Origin of the sequence: Streptomyces sp. NBC_00597, assembly GCF_041431095.1 — a bacterium.
Lineage (GTDB): Bacteria > Actinomycetota > Actinomycetes > Streptomycetales > Streptomycetaceae > Streptomyces.
In genome coordinates, this window is the sequence record NZ_CP107757.1 from 866,995 (window position 1) to 886,363 (window position 19,369).

Sequence of the window (19,369 nt, forward strand, 5' to 3'; positions counted from 1 at the left end):
ACGGTGAAAGGGGGTCGGTCGGTGTCTCAACCTCGGACGAGCAATGTCCTACTCCGTTTCGGCGGCAATGGGGCGCCTACGAAGCTACGGGCGGCCCGGGCCGCCCGCAAACGAATAAACCGGGCCGCCTCAGTGGGGGTCGCGCATCAGCTCGGCGAGGCTGTGGTCCATGTCGAGGTACAGGTGCTCCAGCCCCGGCGGCACGACCGTCGCGGCCCGTTCCAGGAACCGGTGGAGTTCGGCCGTCTGCATCAGCACGATCGCCACCCCCTCGGGCGCGTGGAACTCGATCGTGGTCCGGTCCGTGTCGTGGGGCCGTACCCGCACGTCGCCCCAGCCCGTCGGGCGGTCCAGCCCCGATTCGAGGAGCTCGCGCGCGAAGGTCCACGAAACCTCGATGCCCTCAAGGGTGGCCGGAGCGGGGAAGGCCATGCGCACGGCGAAGGGATCCGCACGGTCGTAGCAGAGCGTGACGGGCACGGTCTCGACCTTCGGCGCGGTGGCGACCAGACGGGCCTGCACGGCCTGCTCGATAACAGTGATCAAGGCTCGCTCCCTTGCGGCGGATCTGCTGCCGGGCATGGGTGGAACCCGGCAACCGGATAGACGCCGGAATCGGCAAATCCGTGCATGCGAACTGACGTGAGCTGTGTCACCGATTGGCTGGAACGCGTCCGTTTGATCGCACAGAGTGACGGCATGAGGGTTGCGCGGTCAGGGGTCTCAGTCGGCGCCACACGCCCCGGAGTGATCACAGAACGGCTGGTTCCCGCTCACTCCACAAGCGCAAAGCATCGCCCTGGTCTCCCGCCGGACGGTTCCGTCGGAGGCCGTCACCCGCAGATCGCCGCGCATCACCAGCTGGCCGGCGGGCGACCGCACGACCGTGGTCGGCCGATCCGGTTCCTCGGCCGGCCCGTCGTCGGCGAGCCGGTACTGCAGCGCGCCCGAGGGGCACCGGCGGATCACCTCGGCGACCCGCTCCGGCTCGGCGCCGTCCGGCTGGACCCACGGCCGCTGACCCGAGTCGAACACCTCGGGCAGGCCGTGCACGCATTCGGCGGCGTGCAGGCACCGCCCGGTGTCGTAGGTGACGGTGATCCGCTTGCCGTCGTAGGCCTTGGGTTCCTTGGAGGGCATGGCCTCAGCCTAGGAACGCGGCGGCACGGACGCACCCTGGACGCCGAATCCGGGGTGCATTAGCTTCCGGCGCCATGAGACTTCTGGGAGTTGGCATGTTCGCGGCGGCTCTGGCCTTGGGTCTGCTGGCCGCCCCGGCCCACGCGGACAGCGGGACGGACGGGACGGACAGGGCGGACGGGGTGGACGCGGCGGACGTACAGGGATTGCGCGGCGTGGGCTGGGCGGTGAAGGACACCGGCAAGGACGCCCGCTTCCGCGGACTGGCGGCTGTCAGCCGCTCCACGGCCTGGGTGGCCGGCTCCAAGGGCACGGTGCTGCGCACCGTCGACGGCGGCCGCACCTGGCGTGACGTCTCACCGCCGGGCGCGGTCCGGGAGGGCCTGGAGCTGCGCGACATCGAGGCCTTCGACGCCCGGCGCGCGGTGGCCCTCTCGATCGGGGAGGGCGAGGCGTCGCGGGTACTGCGCACCGAGGACGGTGGCGCCACTTGGACCGAAGCCTTCCGCAATGCCGACCCGCGCGCCTTCTACGACTGCCTCACCTTCTTCGACTCCCGGCACGGGCTGGCCATGAGCGACCCGGTGGACGGCAGGTTCCGGATCCTGTCGACGGACGACGGGGGCCGCAGCTGGGCGGTGCTGCCGAGCCAGGGCATGCCGGACGCCCTGCCCGGCGAAGCGGGCTTCGCGGCCAGCGGCCAGTGCCTGGTGAGCGCCGGATCACGGGACGTCTGGCTGGCCACGGGCGGCGGCGCGTCCGCCCGGATCCTGCACTCGGCGGACCGCGGCCGCACCTGGCGCGTCGCCGAATCGGGCATCCCGGCGGGCGACCCGGCCAAGGGAGTCTTCGCCCTGGCCTTCCGCGACCGTACGACGGGCCTCGCAGTCGGCGGCGACTACCGCACCGGCGAGGCGTCCCTGCACGCCGCCGCCGTATCGGCGGACGCGGGCCGCACCTGGCGCCCGGCCCCCACCCCGCCGCCCGCGTACCGCTCGGGCGCGGCCTGGCTCCCGCACCTGCGCGGCGCGGCCCTGGCCGTGGGCCCGACCGGCACGGACGTGACGACCGACGGAGGCCGGAACTGGCGGCCGCTGGAGGCGGGATCGTTCGACACGATCGACTGCACGGCCGACGGCGCGTGTTGGGCGGCGGGGGAGAAGGGGCGGGTGGCGCGCCTGGAACGGCTCCGACGGCCGTAACGCTCCTGGCGGACCGTCAGGCGTGCGGGGTTCCTTGCCGGGCGTCCCGTGGGGTGGTGAACAGGTCCATTCCCGGGTAGCGGCCCATTTCGAAACCCGCCGCCTTGTAGACGGGTTCACCGTCGGAGCTGGCGTGCAGCTGGATGTAGTGGATCCCGTTGCCGTTCAGCCAGGCGGTGAGCCCGTCGACTATCCGCCGGCCGTGGCCCCGTCCGCGGGCACCGTCGTCGGTGACGATCCCGTCGAGGTAGCCGCGGCGCCCGTCGGTCCACCGGGGACTGGGCAGGTGGTACGTGATCCAGGCCATCCCGGTGGCCAGCAGGGGCTCGCCGGGCGCCCCGCCGACGACCAGGCAGTGCACGTCGGGGCGTTCGTCGATCCGTTCGAGGAGCCATCCGCGGGCGACACCCCGCCAGGCGGCGTCGAGGGGCCCGGGATCCATCCCGAGGGCAGCGAGAGCCACCCCCCGGAGCCGGACCAACTCGGGAACATCGGCGGGGACGGCGGGGCGGGGCGGGACGGGCGCGGGGATGGGTGCGGCGGTGGCGGTGGCGTCGTGCACGGGGGCTCCGGGGGTTGGGGTTGGTGGGTGTCGGTCGGGGTCAGGGGCGGGGTCTGTCGACTCGGTGTCGGGAGAGTGTCCGGGGGCGTCCCGCCAGTCCACTGTCCTTCCGTGCCGTGCCGGCCCGTCAAGGGCGCTCCTTCGTCGCGTCGCTTCGCGATGTCGCTGCGCTCCACCCTTGACTGGCCGTCACGTCCCGGAATGCCAAAGACTGTCGGGAAGCCCCCGAAGGATGGCCGGGGGGTTCGGATTCCAATATGCCCTGATCACAGATGCTGGCCGGGGCCCCCTGTCCATCCCCCCCCGTTCGGGCCGACAGAAGGCCCGTCCGGAACCCAGGCCGGTTCAAGCCGCACTCGGCAGCGGCGAGAAGCCCGTGCCGGTAGGTGTGGGCCGGCAGACGCATCAGATCGCTACGCGCTTCTCTCCGCTTGGCGTCCGGCGGCCGTCCGGGGTGGGACACGACGACTTCCTCCGTGATCGAGACGGGCCTGATCGCCGTCCTGGTTAGATGACGGGATGGAACGTGTGCTTGGAATCGGCGGGTACTTCATGCGAGCCACCGACCCGGGGGCCCTGAATGCTTGGTACCGCGATTGCCTGGGGCTGGATGCCGATGAGCACAGTCTGTGGCGCCAGGAGGCGGGAGCGACGGTGTTCGCGACGTTCGAGTCCGAGACCGAATACTTCGGATCCCGCACCCAACAGACCATGCTCAACTTCCGTGTCCGCGACCTGGACGCGATGTTGGCGCAATTGCGCGCCAAGGGGGCGGACGTGGCCCAGGAGACTCAGGACATGGAAGGCGTCGGCCGATTCGGCTGGGTCACCGATCCCGAGGGCAATCGGATCGAACTGTGGCAGCCGGCCTGACCATGCCCGCCATCGGGGCGCCCGGTCATAGGCCGCCCACGACCGCCACAGACCCCCCAAGCGGGCGACAGCGCCCCGTTTGCCCCTTTGGTGGCCGGTTGAGAGACAAAAGACGCCCTGACGGAGTGAGGGGCCGAGAAATCCAGCAGCAGACTCCGGCTCGCCGTCTATTCGCCTCCAAGCAGCCCGCAGACGCCCCCAAGGGGCTTCACAATCGACGCATGGGCGGCTTATGAGCGGCCACGGACGGTCGCCGGACGCTAAGCCGGGAGGAGCGCGTAGCGATCTGACGCGTCTGCCGGCCCACACCTACCCACATGGGCTTCTCGCTGCTGCCGAGTGTGGCTTGAACCGGCCTGGGTTCTGGACGGGCTTCTATGGGACCCGAATGGGAGACATGGTCCTCCCCGCGCCCCCGTCATCGGCCCTGCTCAGTCATTCTGGTGGGTTGGACACGGATGACAGGGGGCCCCGGCCAGCATCTCTGATCGGCAATGGCTTGGAACTGAACCCCCCGGACACTCTCCCGACCCCGCCCCACTCAGACCCCGCCCCCAGGATCCCGCCCGATGTCACCGACGCCGACCAACCCGACCCCCGCCCTCCGGCACCCACCACCGAGCGACCGCAACCCGCAACCCGCAACCCGCCACCAAGACCTACACCGCCGGGTTCTCCCGTACCGCCGCCAGGTCCGCGGACGTCTTCGTCGCGATGAATTCCGTGATGCGGTACGAGCAGACGCCGGCCACGGTGAACGGGTCTTCCGACGCGATCTTCTCGATCTCCGCGCGGGAGACGCCCGCAGCCAGGACGATGCCACCCTCGCGCGGGACCTTGCGGCCCGAGGCGATGAAGACGCCCGAGGCGTAGTAGCCGTCCAGCCAGGCGATGTGGGCGTCCAGCTCCTCTTCGACGGCTTCGATGGGTGCGGTGTAGGTGAGCTCCATGACGAACATGATCGTCAGGCTACTCTCGCACCATCATGACGAGCGCAAAGACCCCCGCCGACGAGGCCGAGGCCCGGGCGATACAAGACGAACTTCGCAGTCAGGTCGTACTCGACGAGTCCGGCCCGCCGCCCGGGCGGGGGCTGGTCGCGGGCGTGGACGTCGCCTACGACGACGAGCGCGACCTGGTCGCCGCCGCGGCCGTCGTCCTCGACGCCGCCACCCTGGAGGTCGTCGAGGAGGCGACCGCCGTCGGGCACGTCAGCTTCCCGTACGTGCCCGGGCTCCTCGCCTTCCGGGAGCTGCCCACCGTGCTGGCCGCGCTGGACGCGCTCGGCGCGGCCCCCGACCTGGTCGTCTGCGACGGCTACGGGCTCGCCCACCCCCGCGGCTTCGGTCTCGCCTGCCACCTCGGGGTGGTCACCGGGCTGCCGAGCATCGGGGTCGCCAAGAACCCGTTCACGTTCACCTACGAGGAGCCCGGCGCCCGGCGCGGCGACGCCGCGCCGCTGGTCGCGGCCGACGGCGCCGTCGTCGGGCGGGCGCTGCGCACGCAGGACGGGATCAAGCCGGTGTACGTCTCCGTGGGGCACCGGGTCTCGCTCGACAACGCCTGCGCCCACGCCCTCGCGCTGAGCCCCCGCTTCCGGATCCCCGAGTCCACGCGGCACGCCGACTCGTTGTGCAGGCGGGCGCTGCGCGAAGCCGCCTCCTGACCGGCCTCCGGCCTTACCGCACCGCCACCACCCGGAAGCGGATGCCGGCCTTCTGGAGCCGGTCCAGCAGGGCGTCGCCCATCGCCACGGCCGTGGTGAGCTGGCCCGCCCGCTCCGGTAGGGCGTCGTAGGCGAGGCACAGCGCCGACTCCGCCAGCATTTTGGCGGTCTCCCCGTAGCCCGGGTCGCCGCCCGAGACCTCGGTGAACACGCGCCGGCCGCCGCCCTCGCCCACGAAGCGGACCGTGAACCAACTGCGGGCCCGGCGCTCCGCGTCCGGGCCGCTGCCCGGCTCCCAGCGACTCATCAGTCGGCGCCGCGCGGCCGGGAGCTGCGCCAGCGCCACAGTCGCGCCGATCGCGGCCACACCGCCGACGGCGACCGGGAGGTGCTTGACCGAGGCGTACTGCCGGTAGCGGAAGTCCGGCCCGTACCGCTCCAGTGCGGCCGCCGAGCGGGTCACGATCCGGGGGTCCAGGGTCGGCAGCGGCAGTGCCCAGGTGCCGGTCTCCCGGCTGTACCGCGGTGCGCCCAGGGGTCCTCGTACACGCCGCTGCGGGAGCCGGGGCTCGTGCAGTCGGCGCTCGTGCGCCGCGGCCAGGGTCTGCGGCCCGCGGCCCATGGCGGTCAGGGCGGAGGCGAGGGTTCCGCCGGAGAAGGCCGCGTTGGACCGCATGAACCCGTCCACCCGGAGCGGGACGCCCTCCGGCAGTTGCGCCACCGTGAAGTAGGCGCCGAGGTCGGCCGGGATCGAGTCGAAGCCGCAGGCGTGCACGAGCCGTGCGCCGGTCTCCCGGGCCCGGGCGTCGTGCCGGACGTACGTCCGGTCCACGAACTCCGGCTCGCCGGTGAGGTCCACGTAGTCCGTGCCCGCCGCGGCGCAGGCGGCGACCAGCTCGGCCCCGTACAGGACGTACGGTCCGACGGTCGTGGCCAGGACCCGGGTCGAGGCGGCCAGGTCCCGTACGGCTGCCGCGTCCCCGGCGTCCACGAGGAGCAGCGGCAGCGACGCGCACCCGGGGTCGAGTTCGGTCAGCCGCTCGCGCAGCCGCTCCAGCTTGCCGAGGTCGCGGCCGGCGAGGGCCCACCGGCAGTCGGTGGGGGCGTGCGCGGCGAGGTACTCGGCGGTCAGGGCCCCGACGAATCCGGTCGCCCCGAAGAGCACCAGGTCATGGGCCCGTTCGGGGGTCCGGTCACGTCCCGCGGACTCGTCGGCCTGCCGGTTCTCTGCGTTCATCACGGCTCCTCCGCGCTCGTGTCGGTGGCTGAGGCTAACCCGCGGCCGGTGCTGGAAGAACAGCGCCCCGGGCCGGGCCTGGACGGCCGTTCCCGGGGCGCTGTTCTTCGGCGTGCGAATGATCACCTGTCGGTGGATCAGTTCTCCTGGTACATGCCGAAGACGTCGACGATGAGGTCGGCGTTGCCGTCGCTCTGGTTCCAGAAGTCGATGAGGCCGCTGGAGCCGGTGCTCGCCTGGACCAGGTTCGGAACGGTCTTGCCCGTCGTCCAGTTCAGGGTCGAGGAGCCGGGCGGGGTCGGCTGGCTCGCCGCGTCGTTGTCGTACTCGTCCAGCGTGTTCGGGTCCGGGGCGACGGCGAGGAAGCCGCTGTCCTTGGTGTTGGTCACCGTGGTGTTCAGCACGAAGCCCGTGACGCCGGAGCCGGGCTCGGACATCGCCGTGTAGATGTAGTCGCGGCCGGCCAGGGGGCCGTAGACCGGGTCCTTGGGGTCGCGGGTGTCGATCATGCGCTCCGGCGTGAACGGCAGGTACGAGCCCTTGCTCTGGGGGCTGTAGTAGCCGACGACGTCGACGATGACGTCGGCCGGGTTCCAGCCGCCGTTGCGGACGCTGATCTTGCCGTCGGGGCCGACGGGGACGATCACCGAGTTGGCGATGGTCTGGCCCGTGGTGAAGTTCACGTTGGACGCGGTCGGCGCCTGCTGGCCGCTCGGGTAGACGGTCAGGTGGCCGTCGCTCTTCGGGTTGGTGACGGTCACGTTGAGCGCCACGGCGGTGACGCCGGAGGCCGGGACCTTGCCGAGGCCGCTGATCTGGGTGCTGAAGGACCCGTAGCCGGCGAGCTGGCCCTTGGCGGTGCCCGTGCCGCTGCGGGTGTCGACGAAGCGCTGCGGCGCGAGGGGGGTGTAGCCGCTGGACGCGGTCTGCGTGAAGTAGCCGGTGACGTCGGCGATGAGGTCGACCGACTCCCAGCCGCCGTTGTACAGGTTGACGTAGCCGTTCTCGCCGACCGGCACGATGACCAGGTTCGGGACGGTCTGGCCGGGCACGAAGTTGACGTTCGACGTGCTGGGCTTCTCGTCGCCGTCGGCGAAGGCGGTGACGTGGCCGCCGCTGGTGGTGTTGGTGGCGGTGACGTTGAGGACGACCGCGGTCACGCCCGCGGGGATGCCGCCGTTGCCGCCGATCTTCAGGTGCGCGGAGCTGTACGGGGCGACCTTGGTCTTCGGGGCGCCGGTGCCGTTGCGGGTGTCCAGCAAGCGGGTCGGGCCGTACGGGGTGTAGTCCGAGCCCCCGGTCTTGACGGCCACCTCGTTGGTGACCACGGTGTTGGCGGCCTGGTCCGTCACGGTGACCTTGACGGTGTAGGTGCCGAGTTCCGCGTAGGTGTGCTCCGACACCACGACCTGGGTACCTGCGGCCGAGGCGGCGGTGACGGCCCCGTCGCCCCAGTCGACGCTGACGTCGAGCGGGGTGGCCGCGCTGGTGATGGAGCTCTCCAGCGTGATCGCGTGCGCCGTGGTGGGGGAGGCCTCCAGGCCGACGGCGAGGGTCGGGTTCGCGCCGGCGGTCTCCGTCATGGGCGCGGCCGTCATGGGGGCGGCCGCCGTTCCGCTCTTGGTGGCCGGCGCGGACTGCGCGGTCTGCCGGGTCGACCGGTCTGCGGGGCTGGTGAACTTGGCGCCGTTCGTCGGGCCGGCCTGGGTGAGGTCGGGCTTGCTGACGCCGTGGGCATCGCCGGTGGCCTGGCCAGCCGCGTGCGCCATGCCCGGTATAAGAGAAATGCCGGCTGCGAAGACGGCGGCAGAAGCTGCGAGTCGGCGGTAGGACACCGAGCCCCCTATGGATCCGTGAGCCCTTGGCCAGGGCTGAAAGTCCGCTCAGATTACATAGCCACTGAGCTTCCGCTTACGGGCCCCCGCCTTAAGCGCGCAGATCTGCCGCCGGCGGACCGGGGGTGGCCCGAAGACCGCCCCCGAACCGCTGTGACCAGCCATTTTGCTGGTGCGTATCAGTTGTCCGTGTAGACACCGAAAAGGTCGACGACGAGGTCGATGTCGCCATCGCTCTGATTCCAGTAATCGATGACGCCGGTGGAGCCGGTGCTCGTCTGGACCAGGTTCGGAACCGTGTCGCCGTAGGTCCAGTTCAGGGTGGAGGAGGTCGGAGTGGGCGGCCAGGTGTTCGTGTGGTTCTCGTAGTCCTCCTTCGTGTTCGGGTCCGGGGCGACCGAGAGGAAGCCGGTGTCGCGGGTGTTGGTCACCGTGGTGTTCAAGGCGAACCCCTTGGTGTGCGGGTACCCCGAGGCGAGGGGCATGTGGACGTAGCCGCGGCCGCCCAGCGGTCCGTAGACCCACTCGCGCGTGTCGAGCAGCCGGAACGGCTGGACCGGCAGGTAGGCGTTCGCGCTGTACGGGCTGTAGTAGCCGACGACGTCGACGATGACGTCGGCCGGGTCCCAGCCGCCATTGCGGACGCTGATCTTGCCGTCGGGGCCGACGGGGACGATCACCGAGTTGGCGATGGTCTTGGCCGGGGTGAAGTTCACGTTGGACGCGGTCGGCGGCTGCTGCCCGCTCGGGTAGACGGTCAGGTGGCCGCTGCCCTTGGGGTTGGTGACCGTCACGTTGAGCGCCACGGCGGTGGCCCCGGCCGAGACGCCGCTGACGCCGTTGACCTGGGTGCTGAAGGTCCCCTGGCCGGGGACCTGGCCCTTGGTGGTGCCGAGACCGGAGCGGGTGTCGACGAGGCGGACCGGCGACATCGGGGTGTAGCCGCTGGCCGCGGTGTGCGTGAAGTACCCGGCGACGTCCGCGACCAGGTCGACCGACTCCCAGCTGCCGTTGTACAGGTTGACGTAGCCGTTCTCGCCGACCGGCACGATGACCAGGTTCGGGACGGTCTGACCGCGGCCGAAGTTGAGGTTCGAGGTCTTCGGCTGCTCGTCGCCGTCGGCGAAGGCCGTGACGTGGCCCTCGCTGGTGGTGTTGGTGGCGGTGACGTTGAGGACCACCGCGGTCACGCCGGCCGGGATGCCGCCGTTCCCGCCGATCTTCAGGTGAGCCGAGGAGTACGGGGCCACCTTGGCCGCCGGCGCGCCCGTCCCGTCGCGGGTGTCCAGCAGGCGGGTCGGGCCGTACGGGGTGTAGTTCGACCCCTCCGTGGTGACCACGATGTCGTTGGAGACCACGGTCTGGGTGGCCTGGTCGGTGACGCTCACCTTGACCGTGTACGTGCCGAGCTGGTCGTAGGTGTGCGACTCGGTGACGGTCTGGGTGCCGGCGGCGTAGTCGTTCGTCGTCTTGTTGTCGCCCCAGTCGACGTGGACCGAGAGCGTCGTGGGCGCGCTCGTGATGTCGGCCTTCAGCTCCAGGCCGCGCCCGGTGGTGGTCGTGGCGTGCAGCCCCACCGCGAGGGCGGGGTTGGTCTCGGCAGCCTGCGGGGCGGCCGGGGCCTTGCTCCCGCCGGCCGCCGGGGCCTGCCGCGCCGATCGGCCGGCCGGGCTGGTGAACGTGGTGAACTTCGGCGCGGCGGCCTTGCTCATGTCCGGCGCGGCGACCCCGTGGGTCTTGCCGGCGGCCGGGCCGGCCGCGTGGGCCACGACGGGTACGAGTGAGATGCCGGCCGCGAGAACGGCCGCGGATGCTGCGATTCGGCGATGAGACACCGAGCCCCCCAAAAAGTCGGTGAGTCCTTGATCAGGACTGAAATCCCGCTCAGAGTACAGACGGCCCCACCCTTTGCCATGCGAGTTTCCGCAGGTGGGAAGGGGTTTAGCCGGAGGAACGCGGTCCGGTTTTCCGGCCGACGCCCGGGGGTCGGCGCTAGCGTGAGGACCGACTGCGAGTGCGAGCAGGTGTGACCTGTGCTGAGTGGAGGCGTCCATGAAGGCTGCGGTGCGCAAGTGGGAGGCGGTGCGGGAGTTTGCCCGGGGGCTGCCGGAGGCGGCGGAGGAGTTTCCCTGGGGTCCCGAGGACTGCGTCGTGAAGGTCAACAAGAAGATCTTCGTGTTCCTGGGCAACACCGACGGCCCGCAACCGCCCGGGCTCTCCGTGAAGCTCAAGGACGAGGCGCTGCACGGCCACGCCATGACCGCGCCCGGGGCGGAGCCGACCGGGTACGGGCTGGGGAAGGCCGGCTGGGTCTCCGTACCGCTGGGGGAGAAGGGGGCGCCGCGCCTCGACGTGCTGTGCGAGTGGGTGGAGGAGAGCTACCGCACGGTCGCCCTCAAGCGGCACCTGAAGGAACTCGACGCACGGCTCGGCGGACGGCTCGATGCGCGAAACGCGCCAACCGGCTAAGCGGTTGCTCTTGTGCTGAGTGGAACGCGTTCCTAGCATCACTGGTGTTACATCGGTTGTGTCACACAGTGGCGGTGGTGGCGCCAGGGATGCTGGGGGCTCGATGGCAGTGACAGGGAACGTGCCCGGCAGCGGCCCGCTCGCGGGCGTGCGCGTCGTCGAACTGGCGGGCATCGGCCCGGGCCCGTTCGCCGCCATGCTCCTCGCCGACCTGGGGGCGGACGTCGTACGGGTGGACCGGCCCGGCGGTGGCGCCCTCGCGGTCGATCCCGCCTACGACGTCACCAACCGCGGCAAGAGGTCCGTCCTGATCGACCTGAAGGCCGCCGAGGGCCCCGCCCGCGTACTGGAGCTGGTCGAGCGGGCCGACGTCCTGATCGAGGGGCTGCGCCCCGGGGTCGCGGAGCGGCTCGGCGTCGGCCCCGAGGACTGCCACGCGCGCAATCCGAAGCTGGTGTACGGCCGGATGACCGGCTGGGGCCAGGACGGGCCGCTCGCGCACACCGCCGGGCACGACATCGCGTACATCGCCGTCACCGGCGCCCTCGGCATGATCGGGGATCCGGGCGGGCCCCCGGCCGTCCCCGCCAACCTGGTCGGGGACTACGCGGGCGGCTCGCTCTACCTGGTCATCGGCATCCTCGCGGCCCTCCAGCACGCCCGTACCCCCGGCGGCGCCGGCCAGGTCGTGGACGCGGCCATCGTCGACGGCACCGCACACCTCACCGCGATGATCCACGGGATGATGGCGGCCGGCGGCTGGCAGGACCGGCGGGGGGCCAACCTCCTCGACGGTGGCTGCCCCTTCTACGGCACGTACGAGACCTCAGACGGCGGGTACATGGCGGTCGGCGCGCTGGAACAGCAGTTCTACGACACGTTCGTCGAGCTGCTCGGCATCAAGGACGGGGCCCCGGCCCGCAAGGACCCGGCCCGCTGGGGCGAGCTCCGCGAGACGGTCGCCGCCCGCTTCAAATCCCGTACCCGGGAGGAGTGGACCGCGGTCTTCGAGGGCTCCGACGCCTGCGTGGCGCCCGTACTGTCGCTGCGCGAGGCGCCGCGTCACCCGCACCTCGCCGCCCGCGGGACCTTCACCGAGTTCGGCGGGATCGTCCAGCCCGCCCCTGCCCCGCGGTTCTCCGCGACCCCGACCCGCGTCACCTCCGAACCCGCCCGGCCGGGCGCGCACACCGAGTCCGTGGCCGCCGACTGGGACGTACCGGCCCTGCTCACGAAGGACGCCTGATGGAACTGTCCATGATGCTGGACTACTCGGGGGACCCGCGCCGGGCCGCCGACGAGGCGGCGGCACTGGAGGCGGCCGGGCTCGACGCCGTGTGGGTCGCCGAGGCCTGGGGCTTCGACTCCCCGACGATCATGGGCTACCTGGCGGCCCGCACCGAGCGGATGAAGATCGGCTCGGCCATCCTCAACGTCTACTCCCGCACCCCCGCCCTCATCGCCCAGACGGCGGCCGGGCTCGACGCGGTATCCGGCGGCAGGGCGCTGCTGGGCCTGGGGGCCTCCGGCCCGCAGGTCGTCGAGGGCTGGCACGGCAAGCCGTACGACAGGCCGCTCGGCCGGACCCGCGAGACCGTCGAGCTGTGCCGCCGGATCTGGCGCCGCGAGACGATCGACCACCACGGCATCACCGACATGCCGCTGCCGGCTTCGCTGGGCGGCAGGCACGGCAAGCCGCTGAAGATCCTCACCCGGCCGGTGCGCGACGCGGTCCCCGTCTACATCGCCTCGCTCGGGCCCGCGAACGTGCGGATGACCGCCGAGATCGCCGACGGCTGGCTGCCCACCCTGTTCATCCCGGAGAAGGCGCACGCCGTGTGGGGCGCGCCGCTCGCCGAGGGCGCCGCCCGCCGCGACCCCGCGCTCGGCCCGCTGCAGACCGTGGCCGGGGGCCTGCTCGCGATCGGAGAGGACGCGGCCGCCGTACGCGACCTGGCGCGCCCCCAGATCGCCCTGTACGTCGGCGGGATGGGCGCCGTCGGCAAGAACTTCTACAACGACCTCGCCGTCGCCTACGGGTACGAGGAGGAAGCCCGGAAGATCCAGGAGCTCTACCTCTCCGGCCGCAAGCGCGACGCGGCAGCGGCCGTCCCGGACGAGTTCTGCGAGCTCATGACGCTGTGCGGGCCGCAGAGTTACGTACGCGAGCGGGTCGAGGCCTTCCGGGAGGCGGGCGTCACCATGCTCAACGTCACACCCGTCGGCGCCGAGCCGGCCCGGCTGATCGAAACCGTCAAGAGCTGGCTCTAGGGGGCCCCGATGCAACGCCGCATCTTCGACGCCGACCACGAGGCGTTCCGCGAAACGGTCCGCACCTTCCTCACCAAGGAGGTGCTGCCGCACTACGAGCAGTGGGAGAAGGACGGCATCGTCAGCCGCGAGGCCTGGCGGGCCGCCGGCCGGCAGGGCCTGCTGGGCCTGGCCGTACCGCAGGAGTACGGGGGCGGCGGGAACAGCGACTTCCGGTACGCCGCCGTGATCGCTGAGGAGTTCACGCGGGCCGGTGCGGCCGGGCTCGCGATCGGCCTGCACAACGACATCATCGGCCCGTACCTGACCTCGCTCGCCACCGAGGAGCAGAAGCGGCGCTGGCTGCCCGGTTTCTGCTCCGGCGAGACGATCACCGCGATCGCGATGACCGAGCCGGGCGCGGGCTCCGACCTCCAGGGGATACGGACCAGCGCCGAGGACCGGGGCGACCACTGGGTGCTCAACGGTTCCAAGACCTTCATCTCCAACGGCATCCTCGCCGACCTGGTGATCGTGGTCGCCAAGACCACTCCGGAGGGCGGGGCGCACGGCCTGTCGCTGCTGGTGGTCGAGCGCGGCACGGAGGGCTTCGAACGCGGCCGCAACCTCGACAAGATCGGCCAGAAGGCGCAGGACACCGCCGAGCTGTTCTTCCACGACGTACGCGTCCCCAAGGAGAACCTGCTCGGCGAGCTGAACGGCGCCTTCGTCCACCTGATGACCAACCTCGCCCAGGAGCGGATGGGCATAGCGATGGCCGGCATCGCCGCCGCCGAGCACCTGCTGGAGATCACCACCCGTTACGTGAAGGAGCGCGAGGCCTTCGGGCGGCCGCTCTCCAAGCTCCAGCACATCCGGTTCGAGATCGCGGAGATGGCCACCGAGTGCGCCGTCACCCGTACGTTCCTGGACCGCTGCATCGTCGACCACTCCAACGGCGAGCTGGACCACGTCCACGCGTCGATGGCCAAGTGGTGGGCGACCGAGCTCCAGAAGCGGGTCGCCGACCGCTGCCTGCAACTGCACGGCGGGTACGGCTACATGAGCGAATACCCGGTCGCGCGGGCCTTCACCGACGGCCGCATCCAGACCATCTACGGCGGCACGACCGAGATCATGAAGGAGATCATCGGCCGTTCGCTGCTCGCCTGACCCCTCCCTCGGCCCACCTTCCCCGGCCGGCCTCCCCTTGGAACCCTCCGAAAGGCTTGACCAGTGAGCACCGAAGCTTACGTATACGACGCGATCCGCACGCCGCGCGGCCGCGGCAAGGCCAACGGCGCCCTGCACGGCACCAAGCCGATCGACCTGGTCGTCGGCCTGATCAACGCGCTGCGCGAGCGCAACCCCGGCCTGGACCCCGCCACCATCGACGACATCGTCCTCGGCGTCGTCGGCCCGGTCGGCGACCAGGGCTCCGACATCGCCCGCATCGCGGCCATCGCCGCGGGACTCCCGGACACAGTGGCCGGCGTACAGGAGAACCGCTTCTGTGCCTCCGGTCTGGAGGCCGTCAACCTGGCCGCCGCCAAGGTCCGCTCCGGCTGGGAGGACCTCGTCCTGGCGGGCGGCGTGGAGTCGATGTCCCGCGTCCCGATGGCCTCCGACGGCGGCGCCTGGTTCAACGACCCGATGACCAACTGGGACACCGGCTTCGTCCCGCAGGGCATCGGCGCCGACCTGATCGCCACCATCGAGGGCTTCTCCCGCCGCGACGTGGACGAGTACGCCGCCCTCTCCCAGGAGCGGGCCGCCGCGGCCATCAGGGACGGTCGCTTCGCGAAGTCCGTCGTCCCCGTCACCGACCGCAACGGCCTGGTCGTCCTGGACCACGAGGAGTTCGTCCGCCCGGGCACCACCGCCGACACCCTCGCGGGGCTCAAGCCGTCCTTCGCGGACATCGGCGACCTCGGTGGCTTCGACGCCGTCGCCCTGCAGAAGTACCACTGGATCGAGAAGATCGACCACGTCCACCACGCGGGCAACTCCTCCGGCATCGTCGACGGCGCCTCGCTCGTCGCGATCGGCACCCGCGAGGCGGGCGAGCGCAACGGTCTGGCGCCCCGCGCCCGGATCGTCTCGGCCGCCGTGTCCGGCTCCGAGCCCACCATCATGCTCACCGGCCCCGCCCCGGCCACCCGCAAGGCCCTCGCCAAGGCCGGCCTGACCATCGACGACATCGACCTGATCGAGATGAACGAGGCCTTCGCCGGCGTCGTCCTGCGCTTCGTCAAGGACATGGGCGTCTCCCTCGACAAGGTCAACGTCAACGGCGGCTCCATCGCGCTGGGCCACCCGCTCGGAGCCACCGGCGCGATGCTGCTCGGCACCGTCATCGACGAACTGGAGCGCCAGGACAAGCGCTACGGGCTCGTCACCCTCTGCGTCGGCGGCGGCATGGGCGTCGCGACCGTCGTCGAGCGGCTCTGAACCGCGTCCTGATCCCCAGACCTCCTCTCTGACACGGAAGTAGCGAGAACATGAGCGAGTCCACCACGATCCGCTGGGAACAGGACGAGACCGGCGTCGTCACCCTGGTCCTCGACGACCCCAACCAGTCCGCCAACACGATGAACCAGGCCTTCAAGGACTCCATCGCGGCGATCGCCGACCGCGCCGAGGCCGAGAAGGACTCCATCCGCGGCATCATCTACACCTCCGCCAAGAAGACCTTCTTCGCGGGCGGCGACCTCAAGGACATGATCGGGCTGCGCCCCGAGCACGCACGGATCGCCTTCGACACCGGTACCGCGATCAAGAGCTCGCTGCGCCGCATCGAGACCCTCGGCAAGCCCGTCGTCGCCGCCATCAACGGCGCTGCCCTCGGTGGCGGTTACGAGATCTGCCTCGCTTCCCACCACCGCGTCGCCCTCGACGCCCCCGGCTCCAAGATCGGCCTGCCCGAGGTCACCCTCGGCCTGCTCCCGGCCGGCGGCGGCGTCACCCGTACGGTGCGCCTGATGGGCATCGCCGACGCGCTGCTCAAGGTGCTGCTCCAGGGGACCCAGTACAACCCGCAGCGCGCCCTGGACAACGGCCTCGTCCACGAACTGGCCGCCACTCCCGAGGAGATGCTGGCCAAGGCCCGCGCCTTCATCGACGCGAACCCCGAGTCGAAGCAGCCCTGGGACGTGCCCGGCTACAAGATCCCGGGCGGTACGCCGTCCAATCCGCGCTTCGCCGCCAACCTCCCGGCGTTCCCCGCGAACCTGAAGAAGCAGCTGAACGGGGCCCCGTACCCGGCCCCGCGCAACATCCTGGCCTGCGCCGTCGAGGGTGCGCAGGTGGACTTCGAGACCGCCCTGACGATCGAGGCCCGCTACTTCACCGAGCTGGTCACCGGGCAGACCGCCAAGAACATGATCCAGGCGTTCTTCTTCGACCTCCAGGCCGTCAACGCCGGCCGCAGCCGCCCGCAGGGCATCGCGCCCCGCACGGTCACCAAGGTCGCCGTCCTCGGCGCGGGCATGATGGGCGCGGGCATCGCGTACTCCTGCGCCCGCGCGGGCATCGAGGTGGTCCTGAAGGACGTCACGCCCGAGGCCGCCGCCAAGGGCAAGGCGTACTCCGAGCTGCTGCTCGACAAGGCGTTCGCCCGCGGCCGCACGACCGAGGCCCAGCGCGCCGAACTCCTCGCCCGGATCACGCCGACCGCCGAGGCCGCCGACTTGGCCGGCTGTGACGCCGTCATCGAGGCCGTCTTCGAGGACACCTCCCTCAAGCACAAGGTGTTCCAGGAGATCCAGGACGTCATCGCCCCCGACGCGCTGCTGTGCTCCAACACCTCCACGCTGCCCATCACGGGCCTCGCGGAAGGCGTTTCGCGCCCCGAGGACTTCATCGGGCTGCACTTCTTCTCGCCCGTCGACAAGATGCCGCTCGTGGAGATCATCAAGGGCGAGCGCACCGGCGACGAGGCCATCGCCCGCGCCTTCGACCTCGTACGGCAGATCAACAAGACCCCGATCGTGGTCAACGACTCGCGCGGCTTCTTCACCTCGCGCGTCATCGGCCAGTTCATCAACGAGGGCGTGGCGATGGTCGGCGAGGGCGTCGAACCCGCGTCCGTCGAGCAGGCCGCCGCCCAGGCCGGATACCCGGCCAAGGTGCTCTCCCTGATGGACGAGCTCACCCTCACCCTCCCGCGCAAGATCCGCAACGAGACCCGCAAGGCCTTCGAGGCCGAGGGCCGCACGTGGACCGCGCACCCCGCCGACACGGTCATCGACCGGATGGTCGACGAGTTCGGCCGCCCCGGCCGCAGCGGCGGAGCCGGGTTCTACGCGTACGACGAGGCGGGCAAGCGCGCCGGCATCTGGCCGGGCCTGCGCGAGCACTTCGCCAAGCCGGACGTGGAGGTCCCCTTCGAGGACATGAAGGAGCGGATGCTGTTCTCCGAGGCCCTGGACACCGTCCGCTGCCTCGACGAGGGCGTGCTGACCTCGATCGCCGACGCCAACATCGGCTCCATCATGGGGATCGGCTTCCCGGCCTGGACCGGCGGCGTGATCCAGTACATCAACGGCTACGAGGGCGGCCTGCCCGGCTTCGTCGCCCGCTCCCGCGAGCTGGCCGAGAAGTACGGCGAGCGCTTCACCCCGCCGGCCTCGCTGGTCGAGAAGGCCGAGCGCGGCGAGACGTACGCGGACTGAGCCCCCGCCGGCGCGTCCGGTCCGGTGGGGAGAGTCCCGCCCCCGCCGGACCGGACCCGTCGACCACCTGCTCACGGCCGCTGGCTCAGGGCCGTGCGCTCATGTCCGCGCGGTCGCGTTCCCGTGCTCGCGCACCGCGATCCGGGCCAGTTTCGTCAGCATCATGCCGTTGCGGACGCCGACGACGTAGGCCACCGGGAGCCCGTGCATCCGGGCTCCGGGGCCCCTGAGCGGGTGCCAGTCCAGGGTGAAGAGGGTGTGGGCGCCCCAGGGCGTCAGGTTCATGGCGATGCGGGCCGCGCCGAAGGGGTCGGCCTTCGCCTCCAGCTCCAGCCGCCGTTCCGGTTCGCAGATCCGCACCACGCAGATGTCGTCGAGGGTGAGCGGGCCGACCCCGACACGGACCCGCAGGCGCGCGCCCACCTGCGGCCAGTGCGGATCGACGGCGAGCACCTCCCGGGTCCCCGTGACCCACTCCCCGTAGCGGCGGCCGTCGGACAGCAGGTGCCAGACCTCCGACGGCGAGCTCCGGATCAGACAGCGGTTGCGGGCCAACGCCGATCACGCTCCTTGGGGACGGTGGGGGCCGGACGGGGCGCGCACGCTCCGGTGCCCGCCCGCCCGCCTGCGCTGCCCCCAGCCTCCGGCCGGCCGGCCGCCCGCGCAGGCCGACGGGGCCGAACGGAGTCCGCGCCGGGCCCGGGGCGGGTCAGCCGGCCTCGGAGGAGAACGCCGCGCGCAGTTCCTCCTTCAGCGACCGCTGGAACGCGGTCACCAGCGCCTGCACCACCATCGGCTGCATGTGCGCGGACAGCGCCTTCATCGACTCCACCCGCTCCGGGTCGCTCTCGCCCTCGGTGAACGGCCCCCACACCTCGTCCCGGAACAGCGCCGTCAGCTCGTGCGCCGCCGTCCGCGCGTGCTCCAGCAGCACCTTGCGGGCCACCAGGATCGTCTCGTGCGCGATCGGCACGTCCAGCAGCGCGACCCCCAGCCGCAGCAGCCCCACGTCCACCCGGAACCCCTGCGGGGCCGGCGCCAGCACGTTCATCGCCGTCAGTCGCTGGATGTCCGTGTCCGTCAGCGGGCGCCCGGCCCGCTTCTCCAGCTCCTCCCGCGAGGACTCCAGCGCGGAGTCCGGGGCCCAGGTCGCCACCAGTGCCCGGTGGATCGCCAGGTCGTGCGGGCTCAGGTCGGCCGGCAGCGCGTCCAGGTACCGCTCGATCGCCGACAGCGTCATGCCCTGGTGCTGCAACTCCTCGATCAGCGCCAGCCGCGAAAGGTGCTCCGGGCCGTAGTGGCCCACCCGACGGGGTCCGATCACGGGAGGGGGCAAAAGCCCGCGGGTGCTGTAGAACCGTACGGTGCGGACGGTCACACCCGCCCGGGCGGCCAGCTCGTCGACGGTGAGCGTGGGCTCGGGTGCCTGGGTGGTCATGGTCGCCGCCTCGCTCTCTGTTCC

General features: G+C 71.4%; 18 protein-coding genes. 9 read left to right on the forward strand and 9 right to left on the reverse strand.

What is annotated here, in order from left to right:
* Window positions 1–129 precede the first annotated feature (129 nt).
* Together OG974_RS03610 and OG974_RS03615 are read right to left on the reverse strand one after the other, a co-directional pair.
* The gene (locus OG974_RS03610) at window positions 130–582 is read right to left on the reverse strand and encodes an SsgA family sporulation/cell division regulator (RefSeq protein WP_371645371.1); all 453 of its coding nucleotides are present in this window, start codon (window positions 580–582) and stop codon (window positions 130–132) included.
* 141 nt (window positions 583–723) lie between these two features.
* Window positions 724–1,140: a (4Fe-4S)-binding protein gene (locus OG974_RS03615; protein ID WP_327279495.1), complete on the reverse strand. Its 417-nt coding sequence runs from the start codon at window positions 1,138–1,140 to the stop codon at window positions 724–726.
* 95 nt (window positions 1,141–1,235) lie between these two features.
* Here OG974_RS03615 and OG974_RS03620 point away from each other — a divergent pair, with 95 nt between their 5' ends.
* Window positions 1,236–2,342 (forward strand): WD40/YVTN/BNR-like repeat-containing protein, encoded by a 1,107-nt coding sequence (locus OG974_RS03620; protein WP_371645374.1) that lies wholly within the window; start codon window positions 1,236–1,238, stop codon window positions 2,340–2,342.
* 16 nt (window positions 2,343–2,358) lie between these two features.
* On the opposite strand, the gene OG974_RS03625 is transcribed toward OG974_RS03620, so the two are convergent.
* On the reverse strand, window positions 2,359–2,904 hold the full coding sequence (locus OG974_RS03625) for a GNAT family N-acetyltransferase (RefSeq protein WP_371645376.1): 546 nt from the start codon (window positions 2,902–2,904) through the stop codon (window positions 2,359–2,361).
* Between the two features lie 519 nt (window positions 2,905–3,423).
* On the opposite strand from OG974_RS03625, the gene OG974_RS03630 reads away from it, so the two are divergent.
* Window positions 3,424–3,777, forward strand: a complete 354-nt coding sequence (locus tag OG974_RS03630; protein ID WP_327279498.1) for a VOC family protein — start codon at window positions 3,424–3,426, stop codon at window positions 3,775–3,777.
* A gap of 659 nt (window positions 3,778–4,436) precedes the next feature.
* Here OG974_RS03630 and OG974_RS03635 read toward each other — a convergent pair.
* Window positions 4,437–4,736 (reverse strand): YciI family protein, encoded by a 300-nt coding sequence (locus OG974_RS03635; RefSeq protein WP_327279499.1) that lies wholly within the window; start codon window positions 4,734–4,736, stop codon window positions 4,437–4,439.
* Window positions 4,737–4,762: 26 nt separating this feature from the next.
* Here OG974_RS03635 and OG974_RS03640 point away from each other — a divergent pair, with 26 nt between their 5' ends.
* Window positions 4,763–5,443 (forward strand): endonuclease V, encoded by a 681-nt coding sequence (locus tag OG974_RS03640; RefSeq protein ID WP_327279500.1) that lies wholly within the window; start codon window positions 4,763–4,765, stop codon window positions 5,441–5,443.
* Window positions 5,444–5,456: 13 nt separating this feature from the next.
* Here the strand turns inward: OG974_RS03640 and OG974_RS03645 are convergent, their stop codons facing one another.
* From OG974_RS03645 to OG974_RS03655, 3 genes are all read right to left on the reverse strand, one after another.
* Window positions 5,457–6,680 carry a saccharopine dehydrogenase NADP-binding domain-containing protein gene (locus OG974_RS03645; RefSeq protein WP_327279501.1) on the reverse strand — a complete coding sequence of 408 codons (1,224 nt, stop codon included), beginning with the start codon at window positions 6,678–6,680 and terminating at the stop codon, window positions 5,457–5,459.
* A 137-nt stretch (window positions 6,681–6,817) separates the two neighbouring features.
* Complete coding sequence (locus tag OG974_RS03650; RefSeq protein ID WP_329315120.1) at window positions 6,818–8,449, reverse strand: PKD domain-containing protein; 1,632 nt, start codon at window positions 8,447–8,449, stop codon at window positions 6,818–6,820.
* 245 nt (window positions 8,450–8,694) lie between these two features.
* Window positions 8,695–10,350: a hypothetical protein gene (locus OG974_RS03655; RefSeq protein WP_329315122.1), complete on the reverse strand. Its 1,656-nt coding sequence runs from the start codon at window positions 10,348–10,350 to the stop codon at window positions 8,695–8,697.
* Window positions 10,351–10,567: 217 nt separating this feature from the next.
* On the opposite strand from OG974_RS03655, the gene OG974_RS03660 reads away from it, so the two are divergent.
* From OG974_RS03660 to OG974_RS03685, 6 genes are all read left to right on the forward strand, one after another.
* A complete protein-coding gene (locus OG974_RS03660) occupies window positions 10,568–10,984 on the forward strand; it encodes an MmcQ/YjbR family DNA-binding protein (protein WP_327279504.1) in 417 nt (138 codons plus the stop codon).
* Window positions 10,985–11,087: 103 nt separating this feature from the next.
* Window positions 11,088–12,230, forward strand: a complete 1,143-nt coding sequence (locus tag OG974_RS03665) for a CaiB/BaiF CoA-transferase family protein (RefSeq protein WP_327279505.1) — start codon at window positions 11,088–11,090, stop codon at window positions 12,228–12,230.
* Window positions 12,230–13,255: an LLM class F420-dependent oxidoreductase gene (locus OG974_RS03670; protein WP_327279506.1), complete on the forward strand. Its 1,026-nt coding sequence runs from the start codon at window positions 12,230–12,232 to the stop codon at window positions 13,253–13,255. The genes OG974_RS03665 and OG974_RS03670 overlap by 1 nt, the downstream gene beginning before the upstream one ends.
* Window positions 13,256–13,264: 9 nt before the next feature.
* Complete coding sequence (locus OG974_RS03675; protein WP_327279507.1) at window positions 13,265–14,407, forward strand: acyl-CoA dehydrogenase family protein; 1,143 nt, start codon at window positions 13,265–13,267, stop codon at window positions 14,405–14,407.
* 63 nt (window positions 14,408–14,470) lie between these two features.
* Window positions 14,471–15,685 carry an acetyl-CoA C-acetyltransferase gene (locus OG974_RS03680; RefSeq protein WP_371645380.1) on the forward strand — a complete coding sequence of 405 codons (1,215 nt, stop codon included), beginning with the start codon at window positions 14,471–14,473 and terminating at the stop codon, window positions 15,683–15,685.
* Window positions 15,686–15,735: 50 nt separating this feature from the next.
* A complete protein-coding gene (locus OG974_RS03685) occupies window positions 15,736–17,907 on the forward strand; it encodes a 3-hydroxyacyl-CoA dehydrogenase NAD-binding domain-containing protein (RefSeq protein ID WP_327279509.1) in 2,172 nt (723 codons plus the stop codon).
* 99 nt (window positions 17,908–18,006) lie between these two features.
* Here the strand turns inward: OG974_RS03685 and OG974_RS03690 are convergent, their stop codons facing one another.
* Together OG974_RS03690 and OG974_RS03695 are read right to left on the reverse strand one after the other, a co-directional pair.
* On the reverse strand, window positions 18,007–18,462 hold the full coding sequence (locus OG974_RS03690; protein WP_327279510.1) for an SRPBCC family protein: 456 nt from the start codon (window positions 18,460–18,462) through the stop codon (window positions 18,007–18,009).
* 154 nt (window positions 18,463–18,616) lie between these two features.
* Window positions 18,617–19,345 (reverse strand): MerR family transcriptional regulator, encoded by a 729-nt coding sequence (locus tag OG974_RS03695; RefSeq protein ID WP_328764302.1) that lies wholly within the window; start codon window positions 19,343–19,345, stop codon window positions 18,617–18,619.
* Between the last annotated feature and the right edge of the window lie 24 nt (window positions 19,346–19,369).